The organism is Gemmatimonadota bacterium, from assembly GCA_009841265.1.
Lineage (GTDB): Bacteria > JAAXHH01 > JAAXHH01 > JAAXHH01 > JAAXHH01 > JAAXHH01.
The window spans coordinates 571,631-586,641 of sequence record VXMB01000007.1; the positions used below are offsets into that span (position 1 = coordinate 571,631).

At 65.0% G+C, this 15,011-nt stretch carries 13 protein-coding genes; 7 read left to right on the forward strand and 6 right to left on the reverse strand.

Going from position 1 to position 15,011, the window contains the following annotated elements; genetic code table 11:
• Positions 1–43: 43 nt before the first annotated feature.
• Complete coding sequence (locus F4X08_04310; protein ID MYD25022.1) at positions 44–559, reverse strand: helix-turn-helix transcriptional regulator; 516 nt, start codon at positions 557–559, stop codon at positions 44–46.
• On the opposite strand from F4X08_04310, the gene F4X08_04315 reads away from it, so the two are divergent.
• The 4 genes from F4X08_04315 to F4X08_04330 all read left to right on the forward strand — a co-directional run bounded on the left by F4X08_04315 (position 558) and on the right by F4X08_04330 (position 6,482).
• A complete protein-coding gene (locus F4X08_04315; protein MYD25023.1) occupies positions 558–1,187 on the forward strand; it encodes a hypothetical protein in 630 nt (209 codons plus the stop codon). The two genes, F4X08_04310 and F4X08_04315, sit on opposite strands and share 2 nt — an antisense overlap.
• Before the next feature lie 50 nt (positions 1,188–1,237).
• Positions 1,238–2,302 carry a Gfo/Idh/MocA family oxidoreductase gene (locus F4X08_04320; GenBank protein ID MYD25024.1) on the forward strand — a complete coding sequence of 355 codons (1,065 nt, stop codon included), beginning with the start codon at positions 1,238–1,240 and terminating at the stop codon, positions 2,300–2,302.
• Between the two features lie 99 nt (positions 2,303–2,401).
• A complete protein-coding gene (locus F4X08_04325; protein MYD25025.1) occupies positions 2,402–5,245 on the forward strand; it encodes an insulinase family protein in 2,844 nt (947 codons plus the stop codon).
• 145 nt (positions 5,246–5,390) lie between these two features.
• Complete coding sequence (locus F4X08_04330; GenBank protein MYD25026.1) at positions 5,391–6,482, forward strand: aromatic ring-hydroxylating dioxygenase subunit alpha; 1,092 nt, start codon at positions 5,391–5,393, stop codon at positions 6,480–6,482.
• A 57-nt stretch (positions 6,483–6,539) separates the two neighbouring features.
• On the opposite strand, the gene F4X08_04335 is transcribed toward F4X08_04330, so the two are convergent.
• The 4 genes from F4X08_04335 to F4X08_04350 are packed head-to-tail and all read right to left on the reverse strand — an operon-like array spanning position 6,540 to position 10,832.
• Complete coding sequence (locus F4X08_04335; GenBank protein MYD25027.1) at positions 6,540–7,370, reverse strand: ABC transporter permease; 831 nt, start codon at positions 7,368–7,370, stop codon at positions 6,540–6,542.
• A complete protein-coding gene (locus F4X08_04340; GenBank protein ID MYD25028.1) occupies positions 7,370–8,626 on the reverse strand; it encodes an ABC transporter permease in 1,257 nt (418 codons plus the stop codon). The genes F4X08_04335 and F4X08_04340 overlap by 1 nt, the downstream gene beginning before the upstream one ends.
• A complete protein-coding gene (locus F4X08_04345; GenBank protein MYD25029.1) occupies positions 8,623–9,726 on the reverse strand; it encodes an ABC transporter substrate-binding protein in 1,104 nt (367 codons plus the stop codon). Before F4X08_04345 ends, F4X08_04340 begins: the two co-directional genes overlap by 4 nt.
• Positions 9,723–10,832 (reverse strand): ABC transporter ATP-binding protein, encoded by a 1,110-nt coding sequence (locus tag F4X08_04350; GenBank protein MYD25030.1) that lies wholly within the window; start codon positions 10,830–10,832, stop codon positions 9,723–9,725. Before F4X08_04350 ends, F4X08_04345 begins: the two co-directional genes overlap by 4 nt.
• A gap of 105 nt (positions 10,833–10,937) precedes the next feature.
• Here F4X08_04350 and F4X08_04355 point away from each other — a divergent pair, with 105 nt between their 5' ends.
• Entirely contained in the window at positions 10,938–12,260 is a 1,323-nt protein-coding gene (locus F4X08_04355) for a hypothetical protein (GenBank protein MYD25031.1), read from the forward strand.
• Between the two features lie 84 nt (positions 12,261–12,344).
• On the opposite strand, the gene F4X08_04360 is transcribed toward F4X08_04355, so the two are convergent.
• A complete protein-coding gene (locus F4X08_04360) occupies positions 12,345–12,602 on the reverse strand; it encodes a hypothetical protein (protein ID MYD25032.1) in 258 nt (85 codons plus the stop codon).
• Between the two features lie 315 nt (positions 12,603–12,917).
• Here F4X08_04360 and F4X08_04365 point away from each other — a divergent pair, with 315 nt between their 5' ends.
• Positions 12,918–14,150, forward strand: a complete 1,233-nt coding sequence (locus F4X08_04365; protein MYD25033.1) for a PLP-dependent aminotransferase family protein — start codon at positions 12,918–12,920, stop codon at positions 14,148–14,150.
• 20 nt (positions 14,151–14,170) lie between these two features.
• Entirely contained in the window at positions 14,171–14,971 is an 801-nt protein-coding gene (locus tag F4X08_04370) for a phytanoyl-CoA dioxygenase family protein (GenBank protein MYD25034.1), read from the forward strand.
• Positions 14,972–15,011 lie beyond the last annotated feature (40 nt).

A 15,011-nucleotide genomic window follows, 5' to 3' on the forward strand; every position in this document is an offset into this window, starting at 1 on the left:
AACGGCCGGTGATTCAACGACCGGCTATTCAGCGACCGGTGAATCAACAACAGGCGGTAAGCAGGCGCACCAGATCGCTTACCCGTTCGGGCCGCACGCGGTAGAAGATATACCGTTCTTCGCGGCGGGACGCCAGCAGATCGGCGCGGCGCAGGACGTCCAGGTGGTGGGAGAGGGTCGCCCAGGGCACGCCGAGCGCCTCCTGCAGGTTCCCGACGGTATCGCCCCCTTCGCCATGGCGGACAAGGTGGTAGAAGATCGCCAGCCTTGTCCGGTGGCTCAGCGCCTTGAACGCTTCGGCGTGTTTCTGTTCGGCCTCGAGTGAGGCAGGAGCGAATTCCGCGTTAATCATTTCCATATTTCTAAAAATATTGTAATGAGGTCCGCGCGTCAATTCTTTTTTCATGCCGCCGCCGGCTCCCGATGAACGCGCGGGGCATCCGGTTCCGACGCTTCCTTTGTACCTTGACAGTCCGGTGGAGGGGGTGCATTTTTTTGGATGGTGTTCCTCTCCGGTTTCCCTGTACAGCAGTGCCAGATCAAGGAAAGGCTGTAGCATGAAACTCACCCTCAGCCACGTCTTTGACACGCCCGGTCCCCATCCCAACGGGCTGCAGGCCACTACCGAGGGTCTTTGGATTCTGGACCAGGGCGACAACCGGATCAGCCTGCACGATTACCGGGACGGCGCGACGCTGCGAATCTTCGACAGTGACTCCGACAGGGGCAGCGGAATTACCCACAGCGGCGTCCACCTCTGGGTGTCGTCGACCTACAGTTGCGAGACCCTGAAGATCGATCCCGGATCCGGCCGGACGCTGGAGCGCTACCCCACGCCGGGCGCGAAGAAAACCGGCGCCCACGGCCTGGAGTGGCGGGACGGGGAACTGTGGATGTCGTCGCCCCCGGACGCCACCATCTACCGCATGGACCCCGACGAATGGACCGTGCTGCAGTCCTTCCCCGCGCCGGGCGACCGGCCCCATGGCATCGCGTGGGATAACGGCAGGCTCTGGTGCGTGGAGACCAATCACCGCGCCCTGTTCCTGTATGACCCCGATACGGGCGAGCAGCTGGACCGGGTGGACGTGGAGGGACCGGAACCGCACGGGTTCACGCTCTGGCAGAATGAAGTCTGGATCGTGGACGCCACGACGGGCGGCGTGTTTCGCGGCACGCGTTCTTAAAAACACGGAACGACCTGAAAACCATAGTAATTTATCGACAGGAACCGATCATGGACAAGGCACGCATAGGATTCATCGGCACGGGGTGGTGGGCGACGGCCAATCACCTGCCGGTGCTCAGGAAACGGGCGGACGAGGCCGGGGACGTGGAATTGTCGGCCGTCTGCCGGCTCGGGACGGATGAGCTGCGCCAGGTGCAGGAGGCCTTCGATGTGCCCTACGGGACGGAAGACTACCGCCGGATGCTGGACGAGGTCGAGCTCGACGGCGTGGTGGTGTCCAGTCCCCATACCCTGCACTTCGAGCATGCCGCCGCGGCGCTGGAGCGCGGGTTGCACGTCATGGTCGAAAAGCCCATGTGCACGAAGAGCGCCGACGCCAGGGAACTGGTCCGGCTGGCGGACGAGAAGGGGCTTCACCTGCTCGTTCCTTATGGGTGGCACCACAAGCCCTACATCCAGGAAGCCAAGCGGCAGCTCGACGCCGGGGTCGTCGGGAACATCGAGTCTGTGCTCTGCCACATGGCCTCGCCCATCCGTGGCCTGCTCCAGGGGCTGGACTTCGACCACGAGGCCAACGGCGGCGGACTCTTCGCGCCCGATCCGGCCACCTGGGCCGATCCCGTGGTGGCCGACGGGGGCTACGGCCACGCGCAGATGTCCCACAGCTTGGGTCTCATGTCCTGGCTCACGGGCCTGATGCCCCGCGAAGTCTTCGCCTTGATGACCGAGGCGAATTCCAGGGTGGAAATGTACGACGCCGTGACGGTCCGCTTCGAGGACGGCGTGATCGGGGCGCTGTCGGGGTCGGGAGACATCCCTGAGGGGCAGATGTTCCAGCTCGACATCCGGATCTTCGGCTCGGAAGGCATGCTGCTGCTCGACGTCGAACGCGCCCGTCTTGCGATCCACCGGCACGACGGGCGGGACCAGGTCTACGACGTGGCCCCCGACGCGGGCGCCTACAGCTGCGAGGGACCGCCGGAGAACTTCGCCGACCTGGTGCTTGGACGGGACGTGGAAAACTATACGCCCGGTGCCGCGGCCATGCGTTCGGTAATGATCCTGGACGCCGCCTACCGGTCGTCGAAGTCCGGCGTCCTGGAACGGGTATGACGCCGCGAGCGACCCGTGAACGGGGCGTCCTAGAGCGCGTGTAACGCCGCACACTTGTTCTTCTTCAATCTATCACTGTTTTATTTACCGGGATGAGTCATGGCCCAATCGGACCTTCCTCGGGTATCCTTCGAGAAGTTCACCCTGCCGAACGGGTTGCAGGTCATCCTGCACGTGGACCGCAAGCTGCCCGTAGTGCACGTCAACCACTGGTTCCACGTGGGCTCCAAGGTGGAACGGCCCGGCCGGACCGGGTTCGCCCACCTCTTCGAACACCTGATGTTCGAGGGGTCGAAGCACGCGCCGGAAGGGTATTTCAAGTACATCGAACAGGCGGGCGGCAACCTGCGGGAAGGCGGCGTCAACGGTACCACGAGCAACGACCGCACCAACTATTTCGCCACCGTGCCCTCGGGCAACCTCGAATACGTGCTCTGGCTGGAGTCGGACCGTGTCGCCACACTGGCGGACGCGCTCACGCGGGAGAACTTCGAGAACCAGCGCGAGGTCGTCCGCAACGAACGGCGACAGACCACGGAGAACCAGCCCTACGGCCGCTGGTACGAGCTGGTCAACGAGCACCTCTACCCCGCCGGCCATCCCTATTCCTGGCCAGTCATCGGCCGCCACGAGGACCTGGAAGCGGCCGGGGTGGACGAGGTGGCCGAGTTCTTCCGGACTTACTACACGCCGAACAACCTGTCGCTGGTCATCGCCGGCGATTTCGACAAAGACTTCGCCCGGGATCGCGTAGCCCACTACTACGGCGCGCTTGAACCGGGTCCGCTCCTTGAGCGACAGCGCCGCTGGGTGCCTGCCCTGGCCGAGGGGAAGATCGTGGAGGTCACCGACCGCGTGCCCCAGGCCCGGGTCCACATGATCTGGCCGGCGCCGCAGCGTTTCGAAGCGGAGGAGACAGCCCTCGACGCGGCCGCGGCCGTACTGGGCGACGGCCTGTCCTCCCGTCTCGAAAAACTGCTGGTCTATGATCGGCGACTGTGCACCGAGGTCAGCGTCTTCAACTACGCCAGGGAGATCGCCGGCCTCTTCGGCGTCATCGCGACCGTCCGGCCGGGCTGCGACGTCCGGGAGGTCGAGGACCTGGTCAACGGCCAGATCGCGAGACTGGCCTCCGGCGGCCCGACCCGGGACGAGGTGGAGCGCGCCCGCACGGTGTGGGAATACCAGTACGTCTCCAGCCTGGAGCGCATCGGCGGTTTCGGCGGCAAGGCCGACCGGTTGAACGAATCGAATACCTACAAGAGCGACCCAGGGTACTTTCACGTCGAGCACGACCGGTTCCGGAACCTGACCGGTTCGAAGATCGCCGAAGCGGTCAAACGGTGGCTGGTCTCCCGCCACGGCCTGACGCTCCGGTACTTCCCCGATACACTGCCGAAGGCGGCGGCCGGGGCGGCCGGGGTGGCCGGGGCAGGCGCGGCAGTGGAACAGGCGGAAGGCGCGGCATCCACGCAGGCGGAGGGCAATGGATCGTCTCAGGCGGCCCCGGATGGCGTCCTCGACCGGTCCGTGGTCCCGGCGCTCGGGTCGGACACGCCCTTTCAGACGCCGGAGGTGCACGAGGACAGGCTGGACAACGGCCTGGAGGTGCTGGTGGTCGAGCACCACGACCTGCCGAAGGTCGCCGTTTCGCTGAACGTGAAGTCCGGGGGCGTGCACGATCCCCCCGACCGGTGCGGGATGGCCCAGCTCATGCTGCAGACCATGGACAAGGGCACACGGGGCTATGGCGCGCTGGACCTCGACGAGGCCCTGAGCCGGCTGGGCACGGTTATCGGCAAATCCATGTATCTCGAATCGGCCCGTATCGGAATGGATGTGCTGACCGACAAGCTCTCCGCGGCCATGGCCCTATTCGCCGACGTCGCACGCAATCCCCTGTTCCCCGAAGAGGAACTGGAGCGGGAACGCCACCGCCACCTGGACCACCTCAAGCAGCAGGCCTCCCATCCCCAGTCCCTCGCCCAGCGGTTGTGCCCCGGACTGGTATTCGGCGAGGATCATCCCTATGGCCGGCCGGTGCAGGGCTACGCGTCTTCCGTCGCCGAAATGTCGCGGTACGAGATTGCCCGGGCCTACGAGGAGAACTGGCGGCCGGATCAGTCCGCTCTGGTGTTCGTGGGCGACATTGCCCGCGACCAGGCGATGAAGCTGGCGGACCAGCGTTTCGGCTCGTGGAAAGGCGACGTCCGGCCCGCGAAGGAAGTGCCGGAACCCTCCCCGGACCGGAAATCGAACCGCATTTACCTGGTGGACCGCCCCGGCGCGCCGCAGACCGTGGTCTGCCAGTTCATCGAAGCGCCGAGCCGCGAAACGCACGACTATCACGCCCTCCGGCTCGTGGACGCGATCTGGGGCGGCGGATTCCAGTCCCGCCTGAACCAGAACCTGCGGGAAGAAAAGGGCTATACCTACGGCGTATCCACTTCACTGGGCCTCCTCGGCGTCTCCGGGTACTGGAAGGTGCAGACGTCGATCCAGGCGGACAAGACCGGCGAGGTCGTGAAGGAACTGATGTCCGAAATGGCGGGACTGGGCGGTGAACGGCCGGTGGGTGAAGAGGAACTCGAGGAGGCGCGCACCGGACGTATCCGCGGTTACGCCCAGCGGTTCGAATCCCTGAGACGCATCGCGGGCAGCATCGGCGCCCTGTGGAGTTCGGAGCGGCCCATGTCGGACATGCGGGACGCGGTGGAGAACCTGCAGTCCGTCAGCCTGGAGGAGGTGCGGTCCACCGCCCGCAAGTACCTCGATGCGCGACGCGCGGGCTACCTGCTCGTGGGCGACGGTTCCAGCATCGAGACGCAACTGTCCGACCGGGGCCTTCCCATTCCGGAGGTATTGGACCCCGAGGCGCAGCCGGCCGCCCGGGCGTCTGACTCAGCCGAGGTGCCGGAGGCCGCGGATCCGGACGTGCTTTAGTCCAGAATCGCTGGCCCGGCGTCCCGAGATTTGGGATATTGTAACGAAGGACCGATGAGACGCCGGCCGCGTGTACCGCCAGACGCCCGGCGAGGAGACCGAAGCTCGCGCGTTCCGACCAGCGCCCGTTGAGGAGAACGACGGCATGAAGGACCACGCCTTCGACGAGAACATCGAGACCGCCTGGACGATTCCGTCTTCCTGGTACACCGATCCGGAGTTCCTGCAGCGGGAATACAAGGACATATTCCGCAGGACGTGGCAACTCGTGGGACGGGCGGACCAGGTGGCCGACGTCGGGGACTATTTCACGGTGGACGTGGCCGGAGAGCCGGTGGTCATTGCCCGGGGGGCCGACGACGTGGTCCGCGCGTTCTTCAACGTGTGCAGGCACCGGGCCGGTCCCGTGGCCCTGGAGCAGGGCAACCGGCGGACCTTCGTCTGCTACTACCACGGGTGGACCTACAACCTGGACGGTTCGCTGCGCCACGCGCCGGAGTTCGAGGAAGTGCAGGCCCTGGACCGCTGCGCCATGGCGCTCAGGCCGGTGCGCGTCAGCCAGTGGGGCCCCTTGCTCTTCGTCAACCTGGACCCGTCCGCGCCGCCCCTGGAGGCCTTCCTGGGCGACATCGGAAAACGTGCCGCCGCCCACAATATCGGCGAGATGAAGTGGGCCAAGCGCCGAGACTACGAAATGGACTGCAACTGGAAGGTGTACGTGGACAACTACCTGGAGGGCTATCATCTGCCGGTCGTGCATCCGGGGCTGTACCGCGAGATCGACTATGACGCCTACCGCGTGGAGCCCTTCCGTTACTATTCCATCCAGCACGCCCCGATCTACGGCCCGGAGAAGAAGGGATACAAGGGACCGCGCCGCTACCTGCCGACGGAGCAGGACCAGGGCGATACGCAGTACTACTGGGTCTTCCCTACGCTCATGCTCAACATCTACCTGGGCCAGATGCAGACCAACCTGGTGGTGCCCCTGGGCCACGACCGCTGCCTGACCATCTTCGAATGGTACCTGTCGCCCGACATGGAACAGGACGTGGAAAACCTGGTGGACTTCGGCGACGAGATCCAGGAAGAGGACATCTTCATCTGCGAGCACGTGCAGCGCGGGCTGCAGTCCGCGTCCTACAACCAGGGCCGGTTCTCCGTCAAGCGGGAGAACGGCGTGCACCACTTCCATTCGCTGATGAACGAGTACATGAACGGCGCGGAATCGAGCTGATCACCCGGTCGCACGGCATCACCTTCCCACGCGACCCGGTTCTTCCCCACACCGCCCCTACCGCGCGTTCCGCCTTCTGAGCCACTCCACGGTCAACAGGAACACCACCGCGAAGACGATGAGGAAGACAGCCACGGCCAGGATGGCGGGACTGATCTCCTCGCGGATGCCCGACCACGTCTGGCGCGGTATGGTCCGCTGCTCGATCCCGCCCATGAAGAGCACCACGACGACCTCGTCGAAGGACGCGGCGAAGGCGAAGATCCCCCCGGAGACTACCCCCGGCGCGATGAGGGGAAGCTGGACGCGGCGGAAGACGGTCAAGGGGCCCGCGCCCATGCTCGCGGCCGCCCGTGAGAGGTTCTCGTCATACCCGGCCAGCGTGGCGGTGACCGTGATCACGACGAATGGCGTGCCCAGGGCGGCGTGGGCGAGGATCAGCCCGAGGTGGGTCTGCGCCAGGCCCAGGTTCGAGTAGAAGAAGAACATCCCCGCGGCCGAAATGATGACGGGCGTGACCATGGGGGAGATCAGCAGCCCCGTGGCGAAGCGGCGGGCCGGCATGGCCGGGTTGGACAGGCCCAGCGCGGCGAGCGTGCCGAGGACCGTGGCGAGTACGGTGGCGGAGACCCCGATGAGCAGGCTGTTCGCCAGCGCCCGCGACCACTCCTCGTCCTCCATGATCTGGCGGTACCAACGCAGGGACCAGGCGTCGGCGTCCAGGCGGAGCATGCCCTCGGTGAAGGTGAAATAGGGTTCGGCGTTGAAGCTCAGCGGCACGATCACGAGGATCGGCGCGATCAGGAAGGCGAAGACGAGCGCACAGAATCCGAGGTACGCCATGCGCCAGAATCCGTGGCCGGCGGTCGTTGTCGTCATCGTCGTCATCAGCCCAGCCTCATCCGTTCGATGCCCACGAGCCGGTCGTAGAGCACGTAAAGCCCCGCCACGCACACCAGCAGGATGCCGCCCAGGGCCGCCGCGAGACTCCAGTTCAGCGACGACTGCATGTGGAAGGCGATCATGTTGGAGATGAGCTGCCCCGTGCTCCCTCCCACCAGGGCCGGTGTGATGTAGTACCCGATGGCGAGGATGAACACGAGCAGGCAGCCGGCGCCCACGCCGGGCAGGGTCTGCGGCCAGTATACGCGCCAGAAGGACTGCCACGGGGTCGCGCCCAGGGACTCCGCCGCGCTCGTCTGCACCCGCGGAATGGCGCTCATGACCGAGTAGAGCGGCAGCACCATGAAGGGAAGCAGCACGTGGGTCATGGCCACGAAGGTACCGGTCATGTTGTAGATCATGGCCAGCCGGCCTTCGTCCCCGATGACGCCCAGGAAGACGAGCATGTCGTTGAGGACGCCCTGGTTCTGCAGGAGCACGATCCACGACGTCGTGCGCACGAGGAGCGAGGTCCAGAAGGGCACGAGGACCAGGATCAGGAGCAGGTTGGCGCGCCGGGGAGTGGCGTGGGCGATCAGCCGCGCGACGGGATAGCCGATGAGCAGGCACAGCACGGTGACGCCCAGGCTCACGAGGAGGGTGCGCCAGAGCAGGAACAGGTAGATCTGCCGGTCCTCGGGCTGGAAGGCGATGGATCCATCGGGATCGCGTTGCAGATCGAGGGCGTTCAGGTAGTGCCGCGACGTATACCGGTCTCCGGCCTCGCGCAATGCACGCCAGGTTCCGGGCTCTCCCCAGGCCGCGTGGATGCCGGTCAGTGCCTCGGACCACGGCCCTTCATCGACGTTCCGCAGCCTCCGGGCGGTGCGCGTAAACGCGCTGCGCAGTCCGGACTGCACCCGGTTGACCCGCGTGGCCACCTGGCCGAGCGTGCGGTCCTCCCGGGCCGCGAGCAGTTCGCGGGCCAGCGTTTCGTAGACCGCTTCGTCCGGCAGGTGCTGGCCGTCCCAGGCACGCAACCACTCGAGGGTCTCGGGGAGGGCGTCGGCGACCACCGGATCGTAGACGCTTCGGACCAGCATGTTCGCCAGGGGCGCGAGAAAGGTCACACCGACGAAGACTAGTAGCGGCAGCACCAGCATTGCCGCGCGCAGCCGGGGGTCGAGCCGCGGACCGGACCGGGGGCCTGACCGGGAGGAGGGCCTGGGGCGGTCGGTCTTTTTCACGGGGATCTCGCTCATCGTGCCAGCCACGTGCTGAAACGCTCATTCATCTCTTCGCCGTTGTCGCTCCACCATTCCCAGTCGTTGTGCAGGGCGCGGGACACGTTTTCAGGGCTGGTCGGCATGTGCGGGTTCATTTGGACGCCGGTTTCCGCATGGGTCGAAATCAGGTTCATGGCGGAGAGGCGCGTGGGACTATAGGAGATGTACCGGCCGACGTCCGCCATGGCCCGCGCCGTATTGGCGAAGCGGACGAATTCCTTCGCCGCCTCCAGGTTCCGCGTGCCCTCCACGATCACGAGGCCCCCCGTGTCCAGGAGCTGCCCGTCCCAAACGATGACGAAGGGCTGTCCCTCCAGGACCTGGGCGTTGAAGATCCGACCATTATACGCCGTGGTCATCACCACTTCGCCGTCGGCCAGCATCTGGGGCGGCTGGGCGCCGGCTTCCCACCAGACGATCCGGTCCTTGACAGCGTCCAGTTTCCGGAAGGCCCGGCGCACGCCCGCTTCGGTGTCCAGCGTGGCGTAGACTTCGTCCACCGCGACGCCGTCGGCCATCAGGGCGAACTCGAGATTCGCCAGCGGGGAGCGGCGCATGCCCCGTCTTCCCGGGAACTTCTCCAGGTCGAAGAAATCGGCGATGGAAGCGGGTTTCGATGTCCCGATCCGCGCGTCGTTGTAGACGACGACCGTCGAGTAGAACAGGTTGGTCGGGCCGCATTCCGTGAGGCCGTCTTCGGATATGTCGTCCACCGCAGGGGTCCCGTCGGCTCCCGGGGCCAGTTCGTCGACATCGATGGGTACGAGGAGGCCTTCGTCGCAGCCCCGGACCATGTCGGGAAGTTCCATGTCGACGACGTCCCAGTACACGTTGCCCACGTCGACCTGGGCCCGGATCTGCGCCAGGCCGCCGTTGTAGTCTTCGATTTGAACGTCGATCTCCGTTTCCCGCTCGAAACGTTCGATGTATCCCTTCTCGCAGGCGCGGGCATATGCGCCGCCCCAGCTCACAAGCGTCAGTGTCCGCTCCTGCGCGGTGGCGTGCCCGCAAAGCAAAAGGACCAGTACAGCCAGGCCCGGAAGCAGGATGCGTCCTACGGCGATCTTTCGTGTCATTCCCCGTCTCCTTCCGGGTCGGGGTCGAGCACCCGGCAGTCGGTCGGCGTCCAGCCGATGAGAATCTTGTCGCCCGCGAGCAGGGCGCCGTGGCCGACGGTGTTGGGTATCTTGATGATAAAATCCGATGTGTGGCATACCGTGACGCGCAGGCGCAGGTAGTCGCCCAGGAACGTGATGTCCTCGATCATGCCCACCAGTTCGTTGGTGTAGAGTCCGGCTTTCGGCGAGACGGCCACCCGCTCGGGGCGGATCGAGAGCGTCGTGTCGTCGCCCACCTGGCAGGGCGCGATGCGGATCGCCTCGATGATCTCGCCTCCCACGAACACTTCGCAGATATCGCCCTCTATGCCCATCACCTTGCCGTGCAGCCGGTTGTTCTCCCCGATGAACCGGGCCACGAAGGAGCGTTGCGGTTCCTCGTAGAGCGTCTCGGGATCGGCCACCTGTTCGACCCTGCCGTCTCGTAGCACGGCGATGCGGTCCGACATGACCATGGCCTCCTGCTGGTCGTGGGTGACGTACACGACCGTGACGCCCAATGTCTTGTGGATGCGGCGGATCTCGTATTGCATTTCCTCGCGAAGCCGGCGGTCCAGCGCGCCGAGGGGTTCGTCCATGAGGACCAGATCGGGATCGAATACCAGGGCGCGGGCGATGGCCACGCGCTGTTGCTGCCCGCCGGAGAGCTGGCCGGGACGTCGGTGCTCGAATCCTACCAGCTGCACCAGTTGCAGGGCCCGTTCCACCCGTTCCCGGCACTGGCCGCGGTCCATGCCGCGGACCTCGAGGGGAAAAGCGAGATTGGCCCCCACCGTCATGTGAGGGAAGAGGGCGTAGTTCTGGAACACCATGCCGATGCCGCGCTTGCGGGGCGGCAGGTTGTGGATGGAGCGACCGTCCACGAGGATCTCGCCGGAGGTGGGCGTCTCGAAGCCGGCCAGCATCATGAGGCAGGTGGTCTTGCCCGAACCGGAAGGTCCCAGGAGGGTGAGGAACTCTCCTTTGCGGATGTCCAGGTCGACACCGTCGACTACCGTGGTCTTTCCGTCATAGCTTTTGCTAACCTTGCGGTACTCGACATAGGACCGGCCGGATCCTTCCATTTAGGCACGCTCCAGGCGGGGAATGAGCCGTTCGAAAACAGGTGGAAACCTTAACCCGCACCGCCCTGCCTGTCAAACCTTTTCCTTTCGACGGCAGGGCCGGGAATGTACCTTATGTCGGTTAGGGTGGACGACGCGCCCGCCGCCGACCCGTCAACCACAGTCACCGGCCGCCTGCCAGGAGAAAGACTGCCCGACCCCATGGAACTTTATATCATCCGCCACGCGGAATCCGAGAACAATGCCCGGCCGCAGGAAGAGCGCACCGACGATCCCTCCCTGTCCGCCCTCGGGTACCGGCAGGCCGAATACCTCGTAAACCGCATCCGCCACCTTCGCCCCACGCGCATTTTCGTCAGTCCGTTCCTTCGCACCCTGGAAACCATCGCCCCCTACATGCGTGAGACGGGTCAGGCCGCGGATGCGTGGATCGACCTCCACGAACAGGGCGGGGTCCAGGCCGGTGTGGGCAACGCGGACTACGAAGGCAGGCCCGGCATGAAGCGCTCTGAAATCGAGCGTGGGTTCCCGGGCGTCCGCCTCGGCGGCGAGTTCGACGAGGAAGGCTGGTGGAAGTGCCGTCCCTGGGAGGACTACGATGCCGCCCAGGCCCGGGCGGAGCGCGTCACCCGCAGGATCCACGACGAGTTCGGTCACACCGGGGAGTGCGTCGTCCTGGTGTCCCACGGGGCGTTCATGCGGTTCCTCGTGGGCGTGATCCTGGACACCCCGGGCATGGGACACGATAGGATCGACTGGTTCGCGAACACCTCCGTCACCCGGTTCATCATCACGCCCACCTATACGCACCTGGCCCTGATGAACTGCGTGCGCCACCTTCCCGAGGCGTGGATCACCGGGGTGGACGCCCACCCGGTCCGGACAGGCGAGTTCGTCGAAGAAGCCGGCGATCGGCGCCGTTGCGCCTGGACCCTCAAAGACCCGATACTGGCCGCCTACCACGACGACGAGTACGGCTTTCCCCTGTCCCGGGACGACGATTTCTTCGAGCGGCTCGTGCTGGAGATCAACCAGGCGGGACTGAGCTGGCTGACGGTGCTGAAGAAGCGTAAGGCGCTGAGGGAGGCCTTCGAGGGGTTCGACGTGGACCGTGTAGCAGCCTATGGCGACGAGGACCGGGCGCGCCTGCTCGGGGACGCCGGTATCATCCGGAACCGGCTCAAGATCGACGCGGCCATCCACAACGCGCGGGTCATCCGGGAGATCCGGGCGGAACATGGATCCTTCGCGGCCTGGCTGAACGACCAGACCTGCACTACGCTGGACGAATGGGTGGCGGTGTTCAGGAAGACCTTCCGCTTCATGGGTCCCGAGATCGTCGGTGAATTCCTCATGAGCACGGGTTATCTACCCATCCACCACGACCCGGAGTGCTTTCTCGCCGGGCAAGGGCACCGTGTGGGCTAGTCTGTGCGCGCGGAGTGATCGGTGGGCCGGACCGGCGATCTGAGCGGTCGGTGCGCCCGGAGCGGCCGGACCGGCGGCCGCCGATCAGCCTTCTCCTTCTTCGTCCTTGAGCAGGTTACGCTCCTTGAGTTCCGACTCCAGCTCGTCGAGACAGGACCGGAAGGATTTCCATGCCTCCGGGGAGACGGTGATGCCCTTCCTGCTGGGCAGGAAATCACCGTCGTTCTCGTAGTAAATCCGGATATCGGCGTACTCGTTGCCGCGGAAGGACGTGATGGTGAAGCGGAACTCTTCCTGGCTGTTCTTCTGGAAACTGGCTACGACCTGGCTGTCCTCGGCCATGTATATACCTCGCAAAGCGGTAAATGGGCGTGCTGGATCACGATGTACACTTATACACCGTATACACGATGCACACCATGACCTTATAACACCGTGTATACAATGAATATCATGACACGATGATCAACATTGACCACCATTGGAAGGCCATGATAAGACCTGTCCCCCCGCCCGTGTCAAGGAAAATTGGCCTTGTCTTTCAATGGCCCGGACCGTACAATCCAATGCACGAGTGCGGTGGCACCCGACGGGCACTCGCGCGGTTCAGTTCGATCACGATTTAAGTATGCAGAGGGTAAAAGCAGGGGGTTTTTGATGGACTGGCGGGATGTATACGCGGACCGCATGGAACTCATTGGAGATACCGCGGTCATCGAGCTGCTCAAGCTGGCGGAACGGCCGGACGTGCTTTCCTTTGCCGGCGGCTTGCCGGACGACGCCACGTTCCCCATGGAGGCGATGAAGGAAGTCGCCGTCCAGGTCTTCGAGAATCACGGCAGCATGTCGCTGCAATACGGTCCGACGGCGGGTTACACGGCCCTGAGGGAGTGGATCGCCGGCCGCATGGGACCCGTCGAAGGCGTGACCGCCACCGTGGACGACATTATCGTCACTACCGGCGGCATCGAGGCCATGGACCTCATCGCCAAGATGCTGCTCAACCCCGGTGACGTCATCGTCGTGGAAGCCCCCACCTACCTGACCGCGTTTTCGGTCTTCCGGTGCTACGACGTGGATTTCGTCGCGGTGGATATCGATGACGAAGGCATGCGCGTGGACCTCCTGGAAGCGCAATTGAGTGAGCTGGAACGCCAGGGCAAGCGGGCAAAGCTGATTTACACCATGCCGACGTTTCAGAACCCGGGCGGCGTGACCATGCCCCTGGAACGGCGACGCAGGCTGGTCGAACTCGCCGACCGGTACAACATCCCCATCCTGGAGGACCACGCCTACGCGGAGCTGTACTTCGAACACGCGCCCCCGCCTTCGCTCAAGGCGCTGAATCCCGACGGTGTGCTGTTCGTCAGCACCTTCTCCAAGATCTTCGGGCCGGGTATCCGCCTCGGCTGGATCGCCGCGCCGCCGCCCGTCATCGCCCAGTTGTGCCAGGCAAAGCTGGGCAGCGACCAGTGTTCCAGCACCCTCGGGCAGCGCATTGTCTACGAATACGGCCGACAGGGACTGATGGACTCCCAGATCGCGCTGTCCAGAGCGCTTTACCAGGCCAAGCGTGACGTCACGCTGGACGCGCTGGCGGAGCACGCCCCGCCCGGCCTGGCCTGGACCCGACCGGACGGCGGATTCTACGTGTGGTTGACCGCACCCGAAGGGATCGACTCCACGGCGATGCTGGCCTGGGCCGTCGAGCATGAGAAGGTGGCCTACGTGGCCGGCCCCTCGTTCTATACCGACGGCCGCGGCGCGAACCAGTTCCGGCTGTGTTACAGCTTCCTCGACCAGTCGCTCATCGGCGAAGGAATCTCCCGGGTGTGCCGCTCGGTGTCGCATCATATCGAACGACGCCATCGCGACCGCATCGGCGTGTAGGGACTCGCTGGGAGCAAATCATGTTCCGGCTCAACGAAGAACACGAGAACAGGTTCCGGGAAGACGGCTACCTGATGGTGGAGAGGCTCTACGACGAGGAGGAAATGGAACTCCTCCTCAACGTGGGCCGTCACGACGGGGAGAAGGCCTCGCTCGTCCGCGCCGCCGAGGATACCGAGGGCCGCGAAAGCAAGCTGTGGCTGACCTCGGACACGGACCGGGAGGACATCTACAACGCCATCTGCCGCGGCCGGCGCTTGGTCGATACGCTGGAGCGGCTCATGGGCGACGAGGTCTACCTGTACCACTACAAGATGATGGTCAAGGAACCCCGTGTCGGCGGTGCGTGGGAGTGGCACCAGGACTACGGGTACTGGTACCACAACCAGGCGCTGTATCCCGACATGGCCAGTTGCTACATCGCGGTGGACCGGGCCCACCGGGGCAACGGCTGCCTCCAGGTCATCCGGGGTTCGCACCGCCTGGGCCGGATCGAACACGGCCGTTACGGCACCCAGGTGGGGGCCGACCCGAAGCGGGTGGAACTCGCGCTGGAACACCTGGACCACGTGTATTGTGAAATGTCGCCCGGCACCGCGTTGTTCTTCCACGCGAACGTGCTGCACCGTTCGGACCCGAACGAGAGCGACGACCCGAGGTGGAGCCTCATCTGCTGCTACAACACCCGGCACAACCCCTGCCAGGACCGTCCCGGTCACCCGTCCTACCGACCCCTGGGCAAGTGGGACGACAGCCAGATCAAGGAGGTGGGACGCAGGCAGTGGGCGGAACTCGCCGCCACCGCCGGACCTGGCGCCTGATCCCCGGCCTGAAGCCGCCGGATCCGCGGCCACAGGTACT